The organism is Streptomyces sp. NPDC042201, from assembly GCF_055582185.1.
This window is the reverse complement of sequence record NZ_JBVJDS010000002.1, coordinates 395,470-414,169: the sequence shown is the minus strand read 5'-3', so window position 1 is coordinate 414,169 and position 18,700 is coordinate 395,470. Positions and strand designations below refer to the sequence as shown.

At 69.2% G+C, this 18,700-nt stretch carries 20 protein-coding genes; 11 read left to right on the top strand and 9 right to left on the bottom strand.

Annotated features, from left to right (window positions below):
• Positions 1-25: 25 nt before the first annotated feature.
• From ACZ6MZ_RS05785 to ACZ6MZ_RS05765, 5 genes are all read left to right on the top strand, one after another.
• Positions 26-964 (top strand): coiled-coil domain-containing protein, encoded by a 939-nt coding sequence (locus ACZ6MZ_RS05785; RefSeq protein WP_384186461.1) that lies wholly within the window; start codon positions 26-28, stop codon positions 962-964.
• Between the two features lie 105 nt (positions 965-1,069).
• Positions 1,070-2,077 carry an ABC transporter ATP-binding protein gene (locus ACZ6MZ_RS05780; protein ID WP_389783820.1) on the top strand — a complete coding sequence of 336 codons (1,008 nt, stop codon included), beginning with the start codon at positions 1,070-1,072 and terminating at the stop codon, positions 2,075-2,077.
• Between the two features lie 4 nt (positions 2,078-2,081).
• The gene (locus ACZ6MZ_RS05775) at positions 2,082-2,861 is read left to right on the top strand and encodes an ABC transporter permease (protein WP_389783823.1); all 780 of its coding nucleotides are present in this window, start codon (positions 2,082-2,084) and stop codon (positions 2,859-2,861) included.
• A gap of 137 nt (positions 2,862-2,998) precedes the next feature.
• Positions 2,999-4,252 (top strand): ABC transporter ATP-binding protein, encoded by a 1,254-nt coding sequence (locus tag ACZ6MZ_RS05770; protein WP_469350034.1) that lies wholly within the window; start codon positions 2,999-3,001, stop codon positions 4,250-4,252.
• Positions 4,249-5,106 carry an ABC transporter permease gene (locus ACZ6MZ_RS05765; RefSeq protein WP_389783828.1) on the top strand — a complete coding sequence of 286 codons (858 nt, stop codon included), beginning with the start codon at positions 4,249-4,251 and terminating at the stop codon, positions 5,104-5,106. The genes ACZ6MZ_RS05770 and ACZ6MZ_RS05765 overlap by 4 nt, the downstream gene beginning before the upstream one ends.
• A gap of 91 nt (positions 5,107-5,197) precedes the next feature.
• Here the strand turns inward: ACZ6MZ_RS05765 and ACZ6MZ_RS05760 are convergent, their stop codons facing one another.
• The gene (locus tag ACZ6MZ_RS05760; RefSeq protein ID WP_384186447.1) at positions 5,198-5,533 is read right to left on the bottom strand and encodes an ATP/GTP-binding protein; all 336 of its coding nucleotides are present in this window, start codon (positions 5,531-5,533) and stop codon (positions 5,198-5,200) included.
• A 210-nt stretch (positions 5,534-5,743) separates the two neighbouring features.
• Here ACZ6MZ_RS05760 and ACZ6MZ_RS05755 point away from each other — a divergent pair, with 210 nt between their 5' ends.
• On the top strand, positions 5,744-6,796 hold the full coding sequence (locus tag ACZ6MZ_RS05755; RefSeq protein ID WP_469350032.1) for an LLM class flavin-dependent oxidoreductase: 1,053 nt from the start codon (positions 5,744-5,746) through the stop codon (positions 6,794-6,796).
• Positions 6,797-6,985: 189 nt separating this feature from the next.
• Here the strand turns inward: ACZ6MZ_RS05755 and ACZ6MZ_RS05750 are convergent, their stop codons facing one another.
• The gene (locus ACZ6MZ_RS05750; protein WP_384186442.1) at positions 6,986-7,378 is read right to left on the bottom strand and encodes an SCO5389 family protein; all 393 of its coding nucleotides are present in this window, start codon (positions 7,376-7,378) and stop codon (positions 6,986-6,988) included.
• A 212-nt stretch (positions 7,379-7,590) separates the two neighbouring features.
• On the opposite strand from ACZ6MZ_RS05750, the gene nucS reads away from it, so the two are divergent.
• Positions 7,591-8,262 (top strand): endonuclease NucS, encoded by a 672-nt coding sequence (nucS, locus tag ACZ6MZ_RS05745; RefSeq protein ID WP_384186439.1) that lies wholly within the window; start codon positions 7,591-7,593, stop codon positions 8,260-8,262.
• A 71-nt stretch (positions 8,263-8,333) separates the two neighbouring features.
• Complete coding sequence (locus tag ACZ6MZ_RS05740; protein ID WP_469350031.1) at positions 8,334-9,161, top strand: M55 family metallopeptidase; 828 nt, start codon at positions 8,334-8,336, stop codon at positions 9,159-9,161.
• Positions 9,162-9,303: 142 nt separating this feature from the next.
• On the opposite strand, the gene ACZ6MZ_RS05735 is transcribed toward ACZ6MZ_RS05740, so the two are convergent.
• On the bottom strand, positions 9,304-10,248 hold the full coding sequence (locus ACZ6MZ_RS05735; RefSeq protein WP_469350030.1) for an AraC family transcriptional regulator: 945 nt from the start codon (positions 10,246-10,248) through the stop codon (positions 9,304-9,306).
• 112 nt (positions 10,249-10,360) lie between these two features.
• Here ACZ6MZ_RS05735 and ACZ6MZ_RS05730 point away from each other — a divergent pair, with 112 nt between their 5' ends.
• Complete coding sequence (locus tag ACZ6MZ_RS05730; RefSeq protein WP_469350029.1) at positions 10,361-11,215, top strand: NmrA family NAD(P)-binding protein; 855 nt, start codon at positions 10,361-10,363, stop codon at positions 11,213-11,215.
• Entirely contained in the window at positions 11,212-11,652 is a 441-nt protein-coding gene (locus ACZ6MZ_RS05725; RefSeq protein WP_469350027.1) for a nuclear transport factor 2 family protein, read from the top strand. Before ACZ6MZ_RS05730 ends, ACZ6MZ_RS05725 begins: the two co-directional genes overlap by 4 nt.
• 143 nt (positions 11,653-11,795) lie before the next feature.
• Here ACZ6MZ_RS05725 and ACZ6MZ_RS05720 read toward each other — a convergent pair whose 3' ends face one another.
• From ACZ6MZ_RS05720 to ACZ6MZ_RS05710, 3 genes are all read right to left on the bottom strand, one after another.
• Positions 11,796-12,017 carry a DUF397 domain-containing protein gene (locus ACZ6MZ_RS05720; protein WP_469350025.1) on the bottom strand — a complete coding sequence of 74 codons (222 nt, stop codon included), beginning with the start codon at positions 12,015-12,017 and terminating at the stop codon, positions 11,796-11,798.
• Positions 12,018-12,021: 4 nt separating this feature from the next.
• Positions 12,022-12,882, bottom strand: coding sequence for a helix-turn-helix domain-containing protein (locus ACZ6MZ_RS05715; RefSeq protein WP_389783851.1), 861 nt, complete (start codon positions 12,880-12,882; stop codon positions 12,022-12,024).
• 609 nt (positions 12,883-13,491) lie between these two features.
• Positions 13,492-13,908, bottom strand: a complete 417-nt coding sequence (locus ACZ6MZ_RS05710) for a nuclear transport factor 2 family protein (RefSeq protein WP_469350023.1) — start codon at positions 13,906-13,908, stop codon at positions 13,492-13,494.
• Positions 13,909-13,944: 36 nt separating this feature from the next.
• Between ACZ6MZ_RS05710 and ACZ6MZ_RS05705 the strand changes: the two genes are divergently transcribed.
• Positions 13,945-14,325, top strand: a complete 381-nt coding sequence (locus tag ACZ6MZ_RS05705; protein ID WP_469350021.1) for a MarR family winged helix-turn-helix transcriptional regulator — start codon at positions 13,945-13,947, stop codon at positions 14,323-14,325.
• Positions 14,326-14,439: 114 nt separating this feature from the next.
• On the opposite strand, the gene ACZ6MZ_RS05700 is transcribed toward ACZ6MZ_RS05705, so the two are convergent.
• The 3 genes from ACZ6MZ_RS05700 to ACZ6MZ_RS05690 form a co-directional block, all read right to left on the bottom strand.
• Entirely contained in the window at positions 14,440-17,067 is a 2,628-nt protein-coding gene (locus ACZ6MZ_RS05700; protein WP_469350019.1) for an ATP-binding protein, read from the bottom strand.
• A 194-nt stretch (positions 17,068-17,261) separates the two neighbouring features.
• Positions 17,262-17,585 (bottom strand): STAS domain-containing protein, encoded by a 324-nt coding sequence (locus tag ACZ6MZ_RS05695; RefSeq protein WP_384186406.1) that lies wholly within the window; start codon positions 17,583-17,585, stop codon positions 17,262-17,264.
• A 146-nt stretch (positions 17,586-17,731) separates the two neighbouring features.
• Positions 17,732-18,580, bottom strand: coding sequence for a 3-hydroxyacyl-CoA dehydrogenase family protein (locus ACZ6MZ_RS05690; protein ID WP_384186403.1), 849 nt, complete (start codon positions 18,578-18,580; stop codon positions 17,732-17,734).
• Positions 18,581-18,700: the final 120 nt, after the last annotated feature.

Sequence of the window (18,700 nt, the reverse complement as noted above, 5' to 3'; positions counted from 1 at the left end):
ACCGGTCTCATTCGACAGGAACCCCATGAGCGACACTTCCTCCCCATTCGGCTTCGAGCTCGTGCGGCGTGGTTACGACCGCGGTCAGGTGGACGACCGCATTACCAAGCTCGTCGCCGACCGAGACAGCGCCCTGGCACGCATCACCGCTCTGGAAAAGCGCATCGAGGAACTCCACCTCGAGACGCAGAACGCCCAGGCCCAGGTCACCGACGCCGAGCCGTCGTACGCCGGCCTCGGCGCGCGCGTCGAGAAGATCCTCCGCCTCGCCGAGGAGGAGGCGAAGGACCTGCGCGAGGAGGCCCGTCGCGCGGCCGAGCAGCACCGCGAGCTCGCCGAGTCGGCGGCCCAGCAGGTCCGCAACGACGCCGAGGCGTTCGCCTCGGAGCGCAAGTCCAAGGCCGAGGACGAGGGCGTCCGGATCGTCGAGAAGGCGAAGGGTGACGCCTCCACTCTGCGCACGGAGGCGCAGAAGGACGCGCAGTCCAAGCGCGAGGAGGCCGACGCGCTCTTCGAGGAGACCCGCGCCAAGGCCGCCCAGGCCGCCGCGGACTTCGAGACGAACCTCGCCAAGCGGCGTGAGCAGTCGGAGCGCGACCTCGCCTCGCGTCAGGCGAAGGCCGAGAAGCGTCTGGCCGAGATCGAGCACCGCGCCGAGCAGCTGCGCCTGGAGGCCGAGAAGCTGCGTACGGACGCGGAGCGCCGGGCCCGTCAGACGGTCGAGACGGCCCAGCGCCAGGCCGAGGACATCGTGGCCGACGCGAACGCCAAGGCCGACCGGATCCGCAGCGAATCGGAGCGCGAGCTGGCGGCGCTCACCAACCGCCGCGACTCGATCAACGCCCAGCTGACCAACGTCCGCGAGATGCTGGCCACGCTGACCGGTGCCGCGGTGGCCGCCGCCGGCTCCCCGGCCGACGACGAGCCGATCTCCCGTGGGGTGCCGGCCCAGCAGACCCGCTGAGCAAGGCAGGATCGGCCGATAGAACGAAGGTCGGGTAGGTAACGATCGGGCAAGCCCCTCGCCACAGCGGTGGCGAGGGGCTTTGCGCCGCTCTAGGTTGGCCGCATGATCGAGGTTGTGGGGCTCACCAAACACTTCGGCCGCAAGGTCGCGGTCGACCAGCTGTCCTTTCAGGTGAGACCGGGTGTGGTGACAGGCTTCCTGGGCCCCAACGGGGCGGGCAAGTCGACCACGATGCGCATGATGCTCGGCCTGGACAACCCGACCAGCGGGTCGGTCAGTATCGACGGCAAGCAGTACCGTGAGCTCTCGGAACCGCTCAAGCACATCGGGGCGCTGCTGGAGGCCAAGGCCATGCACGGCGGCCGCACCGCCTACAACAATCTCCTCTGTCTGGCGCAGAGCAACCGCATCCCGGCGAGCCGGGTGTCCGAGGTGCTCGACATGGTCGGACTGACGGCGGTCGCGAAGAAGAAGTCGAAGGGCTTCTCCCTCGGTATGGGGCAGCGGCTGGGAATCGCCTCGGCCCTGCTCGGTGATCCCGAGATCCTGATGTTCGACGAGCCGGTCAATGGTCTGGATCCCGAGGGAATTCACTGGATCCGCAATCTGATGAAGCATCTCGCACAAGAAGGCCGCACGATCTTCGTATCCAGTCATCTGATGAGCGAAATGGCCCTGACCGCCGATCACTTGATCGTGATCGGCCAGGGAAGGCTGCTGGCGAACACCTCGATGGCGGACTTCATCCATGAGAACTCCCGCAGTTACGCGCGGCTGCGCTCGCCACAGCAGGAGCGGCTGAAGGACGTCCTGCACGAGGCCGGTTTCACCGCGGCCGAGACGGACGGCGGCGTACTGGAAATCGACGGGGCCTCCACCGAGGAGCTCGGTGAACTGGCCGCGCGACACCAGATCGTGCTGCACGAGCTGAGCTCCCAGCGGGCGTCGCTCGAAGAGGCCTTCATGCAGATGACGGCGGGGTCGGTCGAATACCACGCCCACTCCGGCGGCGGCGAGGGGCAGCCCCCGGGCCCGCGCTGGGGTCAGGACCCCGGAGGACAGCCCGTCGGGCTCGGCGCGCACCAGGACCACCAGGGCAAGGGAGCCTGACACCATGGCATCGGTACCAGCGGTCCTCCAGTCCGAGTGGACCAAGATCCGTACGGTCTCCTCCACGACCTGGACGCTGATCAGCGCCCTGATCGTGACCGTGGCCCTCGGCGCGGCGCTCTCCGCGCTGCTGAACTCGACGTTCGGCGACCTTCCGCGGGACCAGCAGTCCACCTTCGACCCGACGTACACCAGCTTCTCCGGGATGATCCTCGGCCAGCTGGCGATGGTGGTCTTCGGGGTGCTGGTGGTCGGCTCGGAGTACAGCTCGGGCATGATCCGTACCTCGCTGGCCGCCGTGCCGCAGCGCGCCACCTTCCTCTTCAGCAAGATCCTGGTGGCCGGGGTGCTGGCGCTGATCGTCGGGATCGTGACCGGTTTCCTGGCCTTCTTCCTCGGCCAGGCGCTGCTGGGCGACCACGGCACGAGCATCGGTGAGCCGAATGTGCTGCGCGCGGTCATCGGCAGCGGTCTCTACATGGCGCTGATCGCCGTCTTCTCGATGGGCGTCGCGGCGATGCTGCGCAGCTCGATGCTGTCGCTGGGCATCCTGATGCCGTTCTTCTTCCTGGTCTCGCAGATCCTTTCGGCGGTCCCGGTCGCCAAGGACGTCGCGCACTACTTCCCCGACCAGGCCGGCTCGAAGATCCTTCAGGTCGTCCCCGACGCGATGAACTCGAACCCGGCGCCGTACGGGCCGTGGGGCGGGCTGGGAATCCTCGTTCTCTGGGTGGTGGCGGCGCTCGTGGGCGGATACGCCGTACTGAAAAAGCGCGACGCGTAGCGAATCCCCCGGCGACGCTCCGCCGGAACGACGTGGCCGGAACCGTCAACGCCCGGATACGCTCCTAACTCTTACGGGGGCCTTCGGCCCGGAGCGGCCACTGCCCCGACGACCTGACCTGTCGATGGGGCTGGAGAATGATCGAGGCAGTCGGCCTGACGAAGCGCTACGGCGCCAAGACGGCCGTGTACAACCTTTCCTTCCAGGTACGGCCCGGATATGTCACCGGGTTCCTGGGCCCCAACGGTTCCGGCAAGTCGACGACGATGCGGATGATCCTCGGACTCGATCAGCCGACCTCGGGCCGGGTGACGGTCGGCGGGCATCACTTCCGGCAGCTGCCCAACGCGCCGCGCCAGGTCGGCGCGCTCCTCGACGCCAAGGCGGTGCACGGCGGCCGCAGCGCCCGCAACCATCTGCTCTCGCTGGCCCAGCTCTCCGGAATCCCGGCCGCCAGGGTCGACGAGGTGCTCGGTGTCGTCGGCCTGCAGGACGTCGCCCGTAAGCGCTCGAAGGGCTTCTCGCTCGGTATGGGCCAGCGGCTCGGTATCGCGGCGGCGCTGCTCGGCGACCCGCAGGTGCTGCTCTTCGACGAGCCGGTCAACGGCCTCGACCCCGAGGGCATCCTCTGGGTCCGCAATCTGATGAAGCAGCTGGCCGGCGAGGGCCGTACGGTCTTCGTCTCCTCGCATCTGATGAGTGAGATGGCTCTCACCGCCGACCAGCTGATCGTGATCGGCCGGGGTCAGCTGCTCGCCGACATGAGTGTCACGGACTTCATCTCGGCCAACTCCGCGGACTTCGCCCGGGTGCGCACGCCGGGGACGGAACCGGAGCAGCGGGAGAAGCTGATGTCCTCGCTCACCGAGGCGGGCGGCCAGGTGATGTCCGAGCCGGACGGCGCTCTGCGGATCACGGGGCTGCCGCTGGCGCGGATCAGCGATCTGGCGCACGAGGCGGATGTACGGCTCTGGGAGCTCTCGCCGCACCAGGCGTCGCTGGAGGAGGCGTACATGCGGATGACGCAGGGCGCCGTGGACTACCGCTCGACGGCCGACGCGCTGGCCGGGTTCCAGCCGCCGCAGCTGCCCGGCTACGGGCCGCAGGGCTACGGGCAGGGAGAGCAGGGGTACGTGGCGCCCGTCGCCCCGGAGGTGCCGCAGCAGGGCTGGTACGCCCCGCCGCCGCCCGGGGAGAACCCGTACGCGAACGCGGCGCCGGCTCCCGAGGCGGCCGCTTCCCCGGACGTTTCCCCGGCCGCTCCCGCAGCCGCTCCTGTGGCGGCTCCCGCAGCCGCTCCTGTGGCGGCTCCCGCAGTCGCTCCTGTGGCGGCGGCGTCGGCATCCGCCGCGGACCTGACGAAGCACGACAGCAGCGAGGACACCCGATGACGACCCCGTACCAGCAGGCCCCGCCCGCCCCGCAGTGGCAGGGCGGGCCCGTGGGCGGCTACACCTCGCCGATCCCGGTCCGCCGGGCCACGCTCGGCGACGCCCTGGCCTCCGAGTGGACCAAGCTCCGTTCGGTGCGCTCCACGATGTGGACGCTCGGCATCATGATCGCGCTGATGCTGGGCATCGGGCTGCTCGTGGCGGTGACCATCGTCGCCGCGGACGCGGCCACCGATGACGAGTCCGCGCTCGCACTCGGCTTCTTCGGCGTGCTGCTCGGCTCGATCTGTGTGATGACGCTGGGGGTGATGACGATCGCCTCGGAGTACGGCACGGGGATGATCCGTACGACCCTGACCGCGTGCCCCAGCCGGGCCCGGGTGCTGACGGCCAAGTCGCTGGTCTTCTTCCTGCTGGTCTTCGTGATCACGACGGTGACCACGGCGATCGTCGGCGCGCTGCAGACCGCGATCCTGGACGCCGCCTCGCCCACCGGTTCCGAGTGGCTCAAGGCGACGGTCGGCGTCGGCCTCTATCTGGCCACGCTCGGCCTGCTGTCGCTGGCGGTCGGCACGCTGATCCGGCACTCGGCGGGTGCGATCACGATCATGATCGGTGTGGTCCTGCTGCCGCTGGTGCTGGCGATGTTCATGTTCTCGCAGTCGCTCGACGGCCTGCGGACGGCCCTGTTCGAGTACTCGATCCCGAACCAGCTCGGGGTGTTCTACAACAACACCGTCAGCGCCACGGGCACTTCGGGCCCTTCCGGCTGGGATCCGCTGTGGATCCTGGCGGGCGTGACGGCGGTCGTGATGTTCGGCGCCTTCTTCGCGCTCGACAAGCGCGACGTGTGAGCCGCTGAGGTGTGAGCCGCTGAGCCCACGCGTCGGTACGTCGCCAGTGCTTCGCCCGTACCTCGTCAGTACGTGTCGTCAATACGTGTCGTCAGTACTTCGGCGCGTTACGGGACCGCTGCACCCGCGTGGTGCGGCGGTCCTTCGCGTTCCAGCAGGCCTGGTGCCAGTGACGCCGGTCCTCCACGCCGCCGAACTCCGGCCAGGCGACCACATGCGCGACGCCGGAGGGAATCTCCTGGTCGCATCCCGGGCAGCGGTACCGCTTGCCCGCGGCGCTCGCCCCGGCCACATGACGGACCGACCACTCCTCGCCCTGCCAGGACTCCGACCGCTGGAAGCCGCCGTACCGGTCCCCCGCCTCGCCCTCACCGGCTCGCTCGATCGGTTTCTCGCCGCCTCGGGGGCGGTTGCGGCGCGGGGACACAGGACACCTCACGGGGCCGACAGCACGGTTCTCCTCCAGCCTACGGCCCGTACCACCGGGTAGATGTCCCGGACGGCACAGGACCGCCACCCCCACAGATGGTACTTACCGGACAATCGCAAGAACTTCACGGATGACCGTGCCTTTGGCACGTGTCAGACGTTGTTGCCAGTAGGGGGAGCCGCGTCGGCCGCAAGGAGGCAGAAGGCGATGCGTATTGGAGCTTTTGTACTGGCGGCGCAGTTCCCGGGCCAGGGACAGGGTGAAGCGCTGCACAGAGCGGTGCGCACCACCGAGCTGGCCGAGGAATCCGGACTGGATTCGGTCTGGCTGGCCGAGCACCACTTCGTGCCGTACGGCGTGTGCCCGTCGGCCGTGACCCTGGCCGGGCTGCTCCTCGGCCGTACCCGACACATCCGGGTGGGTACGGCGGTCAGCGTGTTGCCGAACGTACATCCGGTGGCCCTCGGCGAGCAGGCCGCGCTGCTCCATCTCGTCTCCGGCGGGCGGTTCTCGCTCGGTGTGGGCCGGGGCGGCCCCTGGGTCGATCTGGAGGTGTTCGGCACGGGTCTGAGCGCGTACGAGCAGCACTTCCCCGAGTCGCTGGAGCTGCTGCTGCGCTGGCTGCGCGAGCCCCGGGTGTCGGCCTCGGGGGAACGCTTCAATTTCCGCGAAGTCCCCGTCGTACCACGGCCGGACGAGCTGATCACCTCCCAGGCGGAGGCCGGCGGCGGGGGCGGCGGCGGGCCCGAGGTGGTGGTGGCGTGCACCTCGCCGAAGAGCGTGAAACTCGCCGCCGAGAACGGCCTGCCGATGCTGCTGGGGATGCACTGCGGCGACGAGGAGAAGGCGGAGATGGTCGCCCTGTGGCGGGATCACGCGCGTACCGCGGGCCGGACGGCGACGGAGATCGCGACCGCCGGGCATGTGTCGGCCGGGGTCGCCCAGATCGCGGACGGCCGGGCCGAGGCGACGGAGAGCCTCGTCAAGGCGATGCCCGGCTGGCTGCGGCAGGGGCTCGGCGCCCATGTGACGGTCGACGGCAGGCCCCGGTCGATGCGCGACCCGGTGGCGTACACGGAACTGCTGTGCGGACTGCATCCGGTGGGTCCGCCCCGGCTGGCCGCGGACCGGCTCGCGGCCACCTCGGAACGTACCGGCATCACACGCTTCGCGCTGCTCGTCGAGGGCTCCGGTGATCTGGCGGCGACGGAGGAGAACGTACGACGGCTGGGGACCGAGGTCCTGCCGCTGCTGCACTGACCGCCGGCCGGGCGAACGACGGCCGTGCGAGCGTCGGTTGCGCGACCGTCAGTGGTGCGTCAGTACCGTCAGTGGTGCGTCAGTGGTGCGACCGCCGGGTGCCCGACCGTCGTTCGAGCGGTACGGGCCGCTGCCGCTCCGGCACCCCTTGGCACCTCCCCCCGCGGTGCGGAGCGGCAGCAAGCGACGTCAGCAGTCCCGCAGTTCCGGGGACTGGTTGAGCAGCTGGGCCCTTACCGAGGTGAAGCGGGCCAGCCGCTCATCGACCGAGGTGTCCAGCGGGAACACCGCCACACGGTGGCAGTTCTGGAATGCGATACGCACTCCGAAGTGCCGCTGCAGTGCGCCGCGTATGGCATCACTCGCCAGCGCGCGCAGCAGCTGGCCTCGAGCCTGCTCGTCCGGCGGGGGCGTCTGATTGTCGGCGAACTGTCCGCCGTCCACCTTCAGCTGGACCACCAGCGAGCTGATCATCTCCCATGCGAAGGGCAGGGAGGTCCGGACGCAGTCGACGAAAGCCGCTTCGTCGACCTCGCCTCGCTCGGCCTGATCCAACAGAGCCGGTGAGACGTCGAGCGACATGGGTTCTCCTCTCGCGACCCCGGGAATCGGGGCCTTTCGGGCAGGGAAGGAGGCGACGACGACGCAGCGTGCACGACCGGCGACCTCCTGCATCCACGTTAGGCGCGTGACCCGGCCCGCACCAGGCGAATGGGAACACAACCGGCCAATAACGAAGGGGGCTTCCGGGGCGAATCGCGCCCGGCACCGCCGGTCGAGTAGCGTTGCCGACCATGCGTCTCGTCATTGCCCGCTGCTCCGTGGACTACGCGGGCCGGCTCACCGCCCACCTGCCCTCCGCTCCCCGCCTCATCCTGGTCAAGGCCGACGGCAGCGTGTCGATCCACGCCGACGACCGGGCGTACAAACCGCTGAACTGGATGTCGCCGCCGTGCACGCTCAAAGAGGGCGTGGACGAGGAGGCCGGCGTATGGACCGTCGTGAACAAAGCGGGCGAGAAACTGATCATCACGATGGAGGAAGTCCTCCACGATTCCTCGCATGAGCTCGGCGTCGACCCGGGCCTCATCAAGGACGGCGTGGAAGCGCACCTCCAGGAACTCCTCGCGGACCGTATCGACACACTCGGCGCGGGCTACAGCCTGATCCGCCGCGAGTACCCCACGGCCATCGGCCCGGTGGACATCCTGTGCCGGGACGCGGACGGCGCGACGGTGGCGGTGGAGATCAAGCGGCGCGGCGAGATCGACGGCGTCGAGCAGCTCACCCGCTACCTCGAACTCCTCAACCGCGACCCCCATCTGGCCCCGGTCAAGGGCCTGTTCGCGGCCCAGGAGATCAAGCCGCAGGCCCGAGTCCTGGCAACGGACCGCGGCATCGGCTGCGTGGTCCTCGACTACAACGGCCTACGCGGCATCGAGGACGACAAGCTCCGCCTGTTCTGACGTACACACACGCGGGGGCCGCCCAAGGGCGGCCCCCGCGCCATGAGCACGGTGCGTAGACTCCCCGACTCATGAAGGTGCTGATCTCAGTTGACATGGAGGGCATCTCGGGGATCGTGCATCCCACCGAGACGAATCCGGATCGCTACGACTACGAGCGCGGCCGGGCGTTGATGACGGCTGATGCGAACGCCGTGATCGCCGGCGTCCTGGACGCCGAACCCACTGCGGTGGTTCTGGTCGCCGACGCACACGGGCCTTTCCGTAACCTGCTGCCGGAGGAACTTGACCGACGGGCACACCTGGTTCGTGGCAAGCCGCGACCGCTGGGCATGCTCGGCGGGCTCGACGAACACACCGACGCTGTCCTGTTGGTCGGCTACCACGCCCGCGCCGGTCGCGGGCCGGCTGTGCTGGCGCACACCATGAGCGACAATGTCCTCGACGTGCGCGTGGCCGGGCGTTCCATGGGTGAGATCGGGCTCAACGCAGCTATGGCTGGGCATGTGGGCGTGCCGGTGGTGCTGCTCAGTGGTGACGACATCGCCTGCGCCGAACTGAGTGATCTGGTCCCCTCCGCGGTCACGGTCGCGGTCAAACAAGCCCTCGGTCAGGCTGCCGCCGTCGTCCTGCACCCCGAAGAAGCGCGGGATCGCCTGCGCCGGGCGGCGGCCGAAGCCATGTCGCGGCGTGCAGGGGTTTCGCCGCTGACCCTTGCCGGACCGCTTGATGTCGAGGTCGACCTCTACGGCACGTACATGGTTGAGCTGGCGACACTTGTGCCGGGCGTCTCACGCGCTGAGGGCGGCCGTACGGTCACCTTCACCGCCACCGACTTCGCCGAGGCCTACCGACTGGTCCTGCTGCTCGTCCAGCTCGCCGCCATCAAACCCGGCTAGGTCCTGTCCGGTCGATCTTCGTGGATCGGCCCGCGAAGATCGACCGGACAGGGCCTAGCGCTGGGTTCGCCGTGTTGGTGGTCGTGGCGGTCGGATGTGTGGTGGCGGCCGATCCGACCGGTGAGGCTGAGGCGTGCGGGCGTCAGCGGAGGTGGATGCGGTCGCCGGCCGGCGGACTGCTGGTGCGGGTCAACTCCCGTTGCCGCCATGCTCCGGGCGGGTCTCCGTGATGGCGCCGGAAGGCTGCGGCGAACGCGTAGGGCGAGCCGTAGCCGATCACGTCCGCGATTTTCGCCAGGCTCAGCTCGCCATTGCACAGGTAGTCGCGGGCCAGGGCCATTCGCCAGTCCGTCAGGTATTGCATCGGTGTCTGGCCGAGCGCGTCCCGGAAGGTCCGTGCGAAGGCCGCCCGGGACAGTCCGCTGATCTCGGCGAGCTCGGGGACCGACCACGGGTGCCCGGCATCCTCGTGCATGGCTTGCAACGCCGCGTTCAGCCGGGGATCCGCCGACGCCCGGTACCAGCGAGGTGCGGTGGCGCTCTGACGGAAACTGGTTCGGATGGCAAGCACCAGAAGTACGTCGAGGAGCCGGTCCAGCACAGTGGGCTGACCCGGCTCAGGGGAAGCCAGCTCGTGGGACAGCAGGCCAATCACGTCGCGCAGGGGATCACCGACGGCCGCCGAAAGTGGCAGCACCTGAGGCAGCGCATCGAGCAGGCCGCTGCCGATGTCCCCCGAAAACCGGTAGGCGCCGCACAGGAACACCGTGGCCCGCGGGTCGTCCGAGCATCCGTCGCGCCGGTGACGCTCCCGGAACTCCTCCGGTTCGAGGCAGTCGGCACCGGGTTCATGGCCGATGTAGTGGTCGGGGCCCCCGCGGACAAGTGTCACGTCGCCCGGCGAGAGCTCCATCGGGCTCTGAGAGTCGTCGTCGAACCACAGCCACCCCCGCCCCCGTACGACAGCGTGCACCGCGAGCTGGATCGAGCCCCCCAGCCGCAATCCCCAGGGGGGCGTGGCCACCGTTCGAGCGAAAACAGCGCCCGAGGCCCGCGCTCTCACCAGGTGGTCGTCCAGCAGATCCATGCGCCAAGTATTAAGCCAGACAATCACGGCGGTCAATTACATGAGCGTTTGAAACAAAGGAACGAGAGAATCACGCATTGATTCGCTCGATAGCTGCTCTCACCATGGAGTCATGACTGATTCACAGCAGACGACACTTGTACTCGGCGGTACCGGACGAACCGGCTCGCTGGTGGCGCGGAAACTCATCGAGCGGGGTCTGCGTGCGCGTACTGCCTCGCGCCACGGCGCCGACGTGCTGTTCGACTGGGACGACCCGGCTACGCATGCCCGTGCCCTGGACGGTGTCGACCGCGTCTACCTCGTCACGCCCGTCATGCGGGTCAAGTACGCCGGCCTGGTCTCCGACTTCCTCGATCGTGCCGCAGGAGCCGGGGTGCGGCACGTGACGTACCTCAGCGCCTACGGCAGCGACCAGGCGCCACCGGAGGTCGACATCCGGGCCGTCGAGCTCGACCTCGCGGGCCGAGGAGCCTTCACCCACTCCATCCTGCGTCCCGCATGGGTCATGCAGAACTTCAGTGACGAACACGTGCCGGTCATCGAAGGTGCCATCACCGTACCGACCCGCGGCGGCGCGGAAGCCTTCGTCGATGCCGAGGACATCGCGGCGGTCGCGGTGGAGACGCTGGTCGCCCCCGACGCCCACGCCGGCGCGCAGTACGCGCCGGCCGGCCCTCGGTCGCTCACGGTCAGCGAGGTCGCCGACATCATCGCCGACGTGATCGGCGGACCCGTCACCCACAACGACATCGACGCTGACGCATGGATCGGCGGTGCGATCGCAGGCGGCTTCGTACCCGCCGACTACGCCGTGATGCTCCGCTGGCTGACGGGGACCATCATCTCCGGCAACGGTTCCCGGCCGAATGACGACGTTGAGAAGGTCACGGGCAGGCCGCCGGTCACCTTCCAGGACTTCGCCCGGCGGAACGCACGCGCGTGGACCCTCCAGGCAGCCAAGTGACCACGCCCATCGATGACTTCGACGACTTCGCGGCGCTGGATCCCTTCTTCCGAATCATCGAGGAAGGACTGGCGGGCTTCGTTGACGGACAGCACTTCTTCGATCTCCTGGCGGAGGACGTCATCTTCGACTACGTGATCTCCGTTCCCGGATACCCGCGACGGGTTGAGGGACGCCGGGCCGTGGCCGAGCTGTACCGCGGCTACGGCAGCACCATGGTCCTGCGCAGCGCGGACGAACTGGCCGTTCACCGGGATCATGAGGCGTCGGTGATCGTGCTTGAGTACGCGGTGCACGGGCAGGCAGTGAGAACCGGGCGGACCTACGACAACCGCTTCGTCTCTGTGATCACAATCAAGGACCGAAAAGTCACGCACTGGCGGGACTACCTGGACCCCGTCGCAGTCTTCAACGCGCTCGGATGGCCCGCCCAGTAACGGCCGACAAGCGACGGCAGCCATGCGGCCAACGTGGCCACGCGGTCAGTGAAACGCCGGCGGCGCCAGTGGCGCGAGGCGCGAGAGCGCCCGCCCTCGAAGAGGGGGCGGGCGCTCTCGATGTGGTGCCTTTCATGGGGCGGCTACTGCTCGGTGAACTCGCCGTCCATGACACCGCGGACGAACGCGTTGAACTCGTCCGTGGTGAAGACCAGCGCGGGGCCGTGTGAGTTCTTGCTGTCACGCAGTGCGCGACGGCCATCCGGCATCACGGCGACTTCCGCGCAGTTGCCGTTGTTCCCGGAGTACGAGGACTTCACCCACTCAAGCCCCACTGCTGAAGCAGATTCGATGTAAGGCTTCATCCTTCTATTCCATTCCCTTTATGGCGGCCATGATGAGCTCCCGTGACCTGCTGACGTTCGCGGCGGCCATGTTGAGCCGTCGAAACAGCATCGTGTATGTCTCTACGTCGGCCACCTCCTCGTAGTACAACGTGCTGGTCGGTGACTCGGTGTAAATGATGTCGGTCTCTGCCGAGGTCGGAAAACTCATGATGACGAACGGCCCGAACAGGCACACGTTCATCGGATCTTCCCGTGGCAACACCTGGAACTGGATGTTCGCCTCTCGACTGGCCTCAAGCAGGGCTTCGAGCTGTGCTCTCATCACCTTGGAGCCGCCGACACGGTGGAGCAGGGCGCCTTCCGTCACGATCACCCGCAGCTGAAGCGGATTTTCGCGGGTCAGGATCTTTCGACGTTCACGTCGTACGTTGATCTGTGCTTCAGCCTGTTCCGGAGTGGCATCCGGCGCTTGGAGTTGGATCAGCGCTTTCGTGTACTCCGGAGTTTGGAGCAAGCCCGGGACCAAATTGGTCTCGACGTTGTACAGCTCTGCGGCGTCCCACTCGACGGCGACGTATGCAGCGTAGGCAGAATCAACAGCGTTGGCGTAGCGCGACCACCAGCCTTTTTGTTTGGCCTCACGTGCGAGAAGTTCGATATCGCTGCGCTCGGCGGGGTTCGTCATGCCGTACGCATCCATCAGGGCACGAAGATCCGGCAGCCGAACACCGGACTGGGCGTTCTCGATGCGCCCGATCTTCGATTCAGCCGACCCAAGCACCTTCGAAGCGTCAGCATGCGTCAGCCCGGCGTCCGTTCGCAGGTCGCGAAGCCGCCTTGCCAGCCTTCGCTGACGGATCGTCGGATTGCTGTTGGTGGGCACTTGCGCGCCGCCTCCTTTGCATCTTCTTGCAGGTCAAGTGTGCCGTCCGCCGACTGTGAGAGCAACAGTCCTTCGCCACTCCCCAAAGTGGGGACTTGACACTTTCCAAGGGGCAAGAATGACTGTCCGAAGGACTGAACAGGCGCGCTATCGGCATTATCGACCCGGCGCGAGAGCGGCTCGAGTTGAAGCGCGAATTATCCAAAAGGTGGGGACTCCCCGAAGTGGGGGACGCCTTGAAGTCGGCAGTCTCCGAGTTGGTTGCCACGCGCGGCGAAAGGCAGTCGCGTCACCGTCACATATCGCCTGGACGGTCAACGTCTTTGGGTTGAGGTACGCGACTGGGTGACCGGTACCCCGCGGGCGGTCAGTCCCGCTTCAAGGGAGCGCGACGACGCCGCGATCGGCCGAGCTCCACGGGGACAAGGTCTACGGCGTCGAGTCCTCCAGCGGGCGGGGTCGGCACCGCTGGACCTTTGGGCGGACGGTGTCGCTGGCCGGCCGGATGTCGCCGCCCGCACCGCCGTGAGCGAGTTCCGTTGTCAGGTGAGTGGGGTCGCCTCGGCCTGCCGCGCAGTCAGGGCCGAGGTCCGGTCCTGACTCACCACGTCACTTCTCCTGCATCCAGGCGAGCGTGATCTGGCTCTCGCTGAATCGCCAGCCGGGCGATGTCCGCACCGCGGTGCAGGCCACGCGCAGACCGCTTGTCCGATGGGGCGCTTCGCCGTCGCGGTAGAAGTACGTGAGCTGGTTCGCGGTGGCCTTCGCGCGGTCACCGTCAACGTGCACCAGCACGTCCCCGTGCACGTGTTGGGTGTGCTCACCCTCGACCTGGCTTCGCTTCAGGTGGGCGGTCACCTCATCGAGGCCGTGCAGCTCGCCCCGCGGCGAGCGCACCACGACGTCGTCGTGATAGACGGTGCCGGCGTCTTCGTGGCGGCACTCGTCCAGCAGGTTGGCCAGGCGGGCGAACAGGTCGGCGATCTCGGCTCGGTCGGCGGTCCGGGCGGCGGCAGCAGCGGGCACGACGGCTCCTTTGATGGTTGCTCCACCCAGCTGGCCGTGCACGCCCGCCGGCTGGTGTCCGACGGCTTCACCGCTGCCGGGGCCCGCGGGTATCACTACCGCATCCTGGCGGCACTGCACGAGTTCGGGCCCGCCAGCCAGGCGGAGCTCGGCCGCCGGGGCCGTATCGACCGCAGCGACGTCGTGGCGGCCATCAACGAACTGGTCGAGCAGGGCTTCGTCGACCGGACGCCGGACCCGGACCACGGACGGCGCAACAAGGTGACCCTCACCGGGGGCGGTGTCCGGCAACTGCGGCGCATGGACGGGGTGCTCGATCAGGTACAGGACGACCTGCTCAAACCGCTGTCAGCCGAGGACCGACAGACCCTGACCCGCCTGCTCACCCGAGTTCTCGCCCAGCACGAACCGGAATGACCACCGCTCTCGCCCGACCCTGGATGGGCTCCGAGACAGCTTGCTGACGGGCCACCCGGATCCAGAAGGCCGCCCGCGGGCGGCCCCGGAGAGACAGCGCTTAGGCGGGTCCGGTTAGAGGAATGTGTCGTCGGGCTCCGGGGTGGGTTCGGTGATGCTGGGGGATGTGCCGCTTGCTGTGGTGGCGGGTTCCGACGGGGATGTCGGGTCGCCGGTGGGTGTCTGGGACGGCGAGGTCGAGGGGGTGCCCGACGGGCTCGACGACGGGGTGCCCGGCGGCTTGGTGGAAGGGGTCGTCGGCGGCTTGGTCGGGGGCTTCGGCGGCTTGCCCGGGGTCGACGGATTGCCGGTCGGGGACGAACTGCTGCCGGTGGAGCCGCCCGGCGTCGACGCCGTACCCGAAGGCGCTCCGCTGCCCGTCGGTGCGGACGTACCGGGGACGCCCGCCTCCGACTGGCCGCCGCCGGGGCGGTGGGTCGAGCCGTCGGTGGGCTGCTCGGCGGGCAGGCCCTCGTCGCTGTCGTCCGGGTCGGTCTGTTCCGTCTGGACCCTGTCCGTCGGCGTGTTGTCGTTGCCCGAGGTCGCGCCCAGCGTCACCACCGTGCCCAGTACGGCCGCGAGGACCGCGCCCGCGCCGGCCGCGACCAGATTGCGGCGGGCGCCGCCGGCCGCCGGGCGGCGACCGTGCGCCGCGGGCCTGGGCCTGGAGCCAGGACCGGCAGCGGAACCCGAACCCGAGCCGGAGCCCGAGCCCAAGCCCGAACCCGCGCCGGCGCTCGGGCCGGGGCCGAGGGCCGGGACGTCGCGCCGGGCGGCCAGCGCCTTGCTCTCGACCGGGGCCGGCAGCGCCGGCAGTCCGGGCAGCGCCGGTGCGCCGCCGTGCGGCGACGTCTGCTCCTCGTACCGCGCGAGCGTCATCTCCTCGCCCACGGGCGCGCGTCCGGCCGACAGCGCCTTCTCGCGGTCCGTGACCAGGGCCAGCGCCCTGCGTCCCGCGACCGTGCCGCTCTTGTCGGCGACGGCCCCGCGCATCCCGATCGAGGCCTCCAGTTCGGCCCGGGCCCGGTCCAGATTTCCGACGCAGAGCGCGAGCACGCCCAACTCATGGTGGAAGTACGCCTCTTCGGCGACCTCCCCGGCGAGCCTGGCGGCCTCCGAGCCGGCCCGCAGGGCCCGCTCCCAGGCGCCCCAGTGCAGCCCCGCCAGGAAGGCGGGCGCGGCGCTCCGGGCCAGCAGGACGGCGGCGCTCGGGTGCCCCGACTCCTGGCCGGGTACCAGCGGCCCCATCGACGCGAGGACGGCGTCCGCCTCGGCGGCGGCGCGCTCGGGCGTGACCGAGGGGTGGCCGGCCCACCAGGCGTAGTGCTGGGCGGCGGTGTGCGCGTGGGCCACGGCGTCGTCGCCGTACCCCTTCTCCTCCAGCTGGGCGGCGACTCCGGCGGCGAGCCGGTAGCGCCCGCCGACCGGGGTGAGCAGCGCGCAGCTCATCAGCTCGCCGAGCGCGGCGTCCGCGTGCGTGTCGCCCACCAGGGCCGGCAGATGGGCCTGGTGCGGGACTTCGCCGCCGAGGGCGACGGCGAACCGCAGGGTGGCGCGGGCGGCCTCGCTCAGCCGGGAGGCGAGCAGCGCCGCGGGCGCCGCGCCCTCACCGAGGCTGGGCAGGGGTACGTCGTACCCGTCGCGCGTGTCGAACAGCGCGTTCACAGCAGCCTGGTCGAAGGGCTCGAACTCGTCGAAGGCCTCCGGGCCGCGGCGCGGCCGGTCGCGCTGGCGCAGCAGCGCCGCAGCCTGGACGAAGCGCAGCGGCAGTCCCTCGGACTCGAACCAGAGGTCGCCCGCCCAGTTCGCCTCCTCGTCGGTGAGCGGCCGTTCGACGGCGCGCTCCAGCAGTTCCAGCGAGGCGCCGCGGCCCAGGCCGCCGAGCAGGACCTCGTCCAGGGGCGCGTCCGCCGAGGGCTCGTCGACGTCGGGTGTCACGGCGAGCAGGTAGGCGCACTCGGGTGTGGCGGCCAGCAGTTCGTCCAGCGGTTCGCCGCCGAACTCCAGGTCGTCCAGGACGACGACCGCGCCGATGTCACGGACCAGTTCGAGCAGTCCGGCGCGGTCGGGCCGGTGGAGCGCGGACCGGTGGACGGCCGCGTGCAGCTCGTACAGCAGCTCGGTGACGGTGCGGCGATAGCCGGAGAGCCGTACGACTCCGTCGGGCGCGAGAGCGGCGCAGTCCATCGCGACGGCTTCGAGCAGTGCGGTGCGTCCTGAGCCGGCGGGTCCGGTGAGGCGTACGGAGCGGCCGCGGCCCAGCAGCCGTATCAGCTCGGCGCGTTCCTCCCGCCGCTGCAGCAGCGGCAGCGGCGGCGCCGCCGGTCCCGGCGGTACCGGCGGCCGGCCGGCGCGCTGCAGATCGGCCCGTTCCTTGGCATCGCGCCGGGCGGGGGCGGCGGGCTGTCTCCCCGGCGGGCAGAGCTCGATCTCACTGCCGTCGACGGGATTTACGGTCAGCAGGAAGTCGCCCGAGATCAGCTGGACCGTGCGGACAGGCACCGGCGTGGCGGAGCTGGCGCCCTTGAGATGTCCCAGGGAAGAGGTGATCGGGGGCGGGCTCGCGGGAGCGAGCGCCGGTGTCATCGCGGCGGTGATCGCCGGCGTGATCGCGACACGCGGCGGACGCTGCGAGTCCGCGCTCCCGCCGACGTGTTCGCCGTCGTGCCCGTACTCTTCCGGTCCCCGGCTCATCGGGTCCATGGTGAAAGCCCCCAGATCGTGGCGTGCCGTTGCCCCCCGGCCCTCGCACGCCCATCCAGTCCGGTGCCTGCTCTATGGGTCCGTCAATCGGCAGACGGCCGAACCCTAGACCTCCGCAGGGTATCCGCGAACAGGCGGGGTGCCACCCCGTCCAAGACGTCACGGTCTCGTGATGATTGTGCGATGTGGCCGGGTCAGACCCGAGGGAGCGACTCTGCGGCGATTCCGCCCTCGATGGCGAGAATGCGGTGCAATCGGGTGGCCACCAGCAGTCTCTGCATCTGTGGCGGGACGCCACGCAGCACAAGTCTGCGGCCACAGCGCCCCGCACGTCGGTGGGCTCCCATGATGACGCCGAGTCCCGTGGCGTCCCAGGAGTCCAGATCGGTCAGGTCGAGCACGAGATCGCCGGCTCCGTCGTCGACGGCCGAGTGCAGGACCGTACGGGCGTCCGCCGCGCTGCGGACGTCGAGGCGGCCCTCGACGACCAGCTCGGCGTGGTCGCCCCTGATGTGCATATGCGCTCCCCGAGAGTGCTTCTGTGCTCCGTTGTCTGTTCTGTCTTCCAACAACTGACTGCCGTGCGGCCGAAGAAGTTGCCGTCCGTATGCGAACCGATACCGAATTCACCCTGTGGGGGCGGTACCGGGACGGCCTGCGCGGTTCAGTGCTTGTAGAACCCCTGCCCGCTCTTGCGGCCGATGTCACCCGCGTCCACCATCCGGCGCATCAGCTCCGGCGGTGCGAACTTCTCGTCCTGCGACTCGGTGTAGATGTTGCCGGTCGCATGGAGAAGGATGTCGACGCCCGTCAGATCGGCGGTGGCCAAGGGGCCCATGGCGTGGCCGAACCCCAGCTTGCAGGCGGTGTCGATGTCCTCCGCGGACGCGACGCCCGACTCGTAGAGCTTGGCGGCCTCGACGACGAGCGCGGAGATCAGTCGTGTGGTGACGAAGCCTGCCACATCGCGGTTGACGACGATGCAGGTTTTGCCCACGGATTCGGCGAACTCCCGTGCGGTGGCGAGAGTTTCGTCGCTCGTCTTGTAGCCGCGGACCAGCTCGCAGAGGCGCATCATCGGCACCGGTGAGAAGAAGTGCGTACCGACGACACGCTCCGGGCGCTCGGTGATCGCCGCGATCTTGGTGATCGGGATGGCCGAGGTGTTGGAGGCGAGGACGGCGTCGTCCCGTACGAGCTTGTCGAGCGTACGGAAGATCTCGTGCTTGACGTCGAGCTGCTCGAAGACGGCCTCGACGACGATGTCCGCGTCGGCGACGGCGTCGAGGTCGGTGGTGGTGGTGATCCGGGCGAGCGCCGCGTCGGCGTCCGCCTCTTCGAGCTTGCCCTTGGTGACGAACTTGCCGAAGGAGGCCCGGATGCCGTCGATTCCCCGGGCCAGGGCCGCGTCGGTGACATCACGCAGTACGACGTCCCAGCCCGCCTGGGCCGAGACCTGCGCGATACCCGACCCCATGAGTCCGGCCCCGATGACGGCGAGCTTCCTGGCCACGACGCACCCCACGATTCCTCTTCGGCCTTAACATCCTGTTTACCTTTGCGTGCTCTGCCGGAGGTTAGCGTCCGCGGACGGCCGTGTGGCGGTGAAGAGATGCGCGTCACGTCTCACATG

What these genes read in the sequence shown, in the direction of transcription:
- ACZ6MZ_RS05775 (WP_389783823.1), top strand. Translation starts at nt 2,082, where the DNA reads ATGGCATCGGTACCAGCGGTCCTCCAGTCCGAGTGGACCAAGATCCGT.
- ACZ6MZ_RS05755 (WP_469350032.1), top strand. Translation starts at nt 5,744, where the DNA reads ATGCGTATTGGAGCTTTTGTACTGGCGGCGCAGTTCCCGGGCCAGGGA.
- ACZ6MZ_RS05730 (WP_469350029.1), top strand. Translation starts at nt 10,361, where the DNA reads ATGACTGATTCACAGCAGACGACACTTGTACTCGGCGGTACCGGACGA.
- ACZ6MZ_RS05765 (WP_389783828.1), top strand. Translation starts at nt 4,249, where the DNA reads ATGACGACCCCGTACCAGCAGGCCCCGCCCGCCCCGCAGTGGCAGGGC.
- ACZ6MZ_RS05700 (WP_469350019.1), bottom strand. Translation starts at nt 17,067, where the DNA reads ATGGACCCGATGAGCCGGGGACCGGAAGAGTACGGGCACGACGGCGAA.
- ACZ6MZ_RS05750 (WP_384186442.1), bottom strand. Translation starts at nt 7,378, where the DNA reads ATGTCGCTCGACGTCTCACCGGCTCTGTTGGATCAGGCCGAGCGAGGC.
- ACZ6MZ_RS05780 (WP_389783820.1), top strand. Translation starts at nt 1,070, where the DNA reads ATGATCGAGGTTGTGGGGCTCACCAAACACTTCGGCCGCAAGGTCGCG.
- ACZ6MZ_RS05785 (WP_384186461.1), top strand. Translation starts at nt 26, where the DNA reads ATGAGCGACACTTCCTCCCCATTCGGCTTCGAGCTCGTGCGGCGTGGT.
- nucS (WP_384186439.1), top strand. Translation starts at nt 7,591, where the DNA reads ATGCGTCTCGTCATTGCCCGCTGCTCCGTGGACTACGCGGGCCGGCTC.
- ACZ6MZ_RS05695 (WP_384186406.1), bottom strand. Translation starts at nt 17,585, where the DNA reads ATGCACATCAGGGGCGACCACGCCGAGCTGGTCGTCGAGGGCCGCCTC.
- ACZ6MZ_RS05740 (WP_469350031.1), top strand. Translation starts at nt 8,334, where the DNA reads ATGAAGGTGCTGATCTCAGTTGACATGGAGGGCATCTCGGGGATCGTG.
- ACZ6MZ_RS05770 (WP_469350034.1), top strand. Translation starts at nt 2,999, where the DNA reads ATGATCGAGGCAGTCGGCCTGACGAAGCGCTACGGCGCCAAGACGGCC.
- ACZ6MZ_RS05735 (WP_469350030.1), bottom strand. Translation starts at nt 10,248, where the DNA reads ATGGATCTGCTGGACGACCACCTGGTGAGAGCGCGGGCCTCGGGCGCT.
- ACZ6MZ_RS05720 (WP_469350025.1), bottom strand. Translation starts at nt 12,017, where the DNA reads ATGAAGCCTTACATCGAATCTGCTTCAGCAGTGGGGCTTGAGTGGGTG.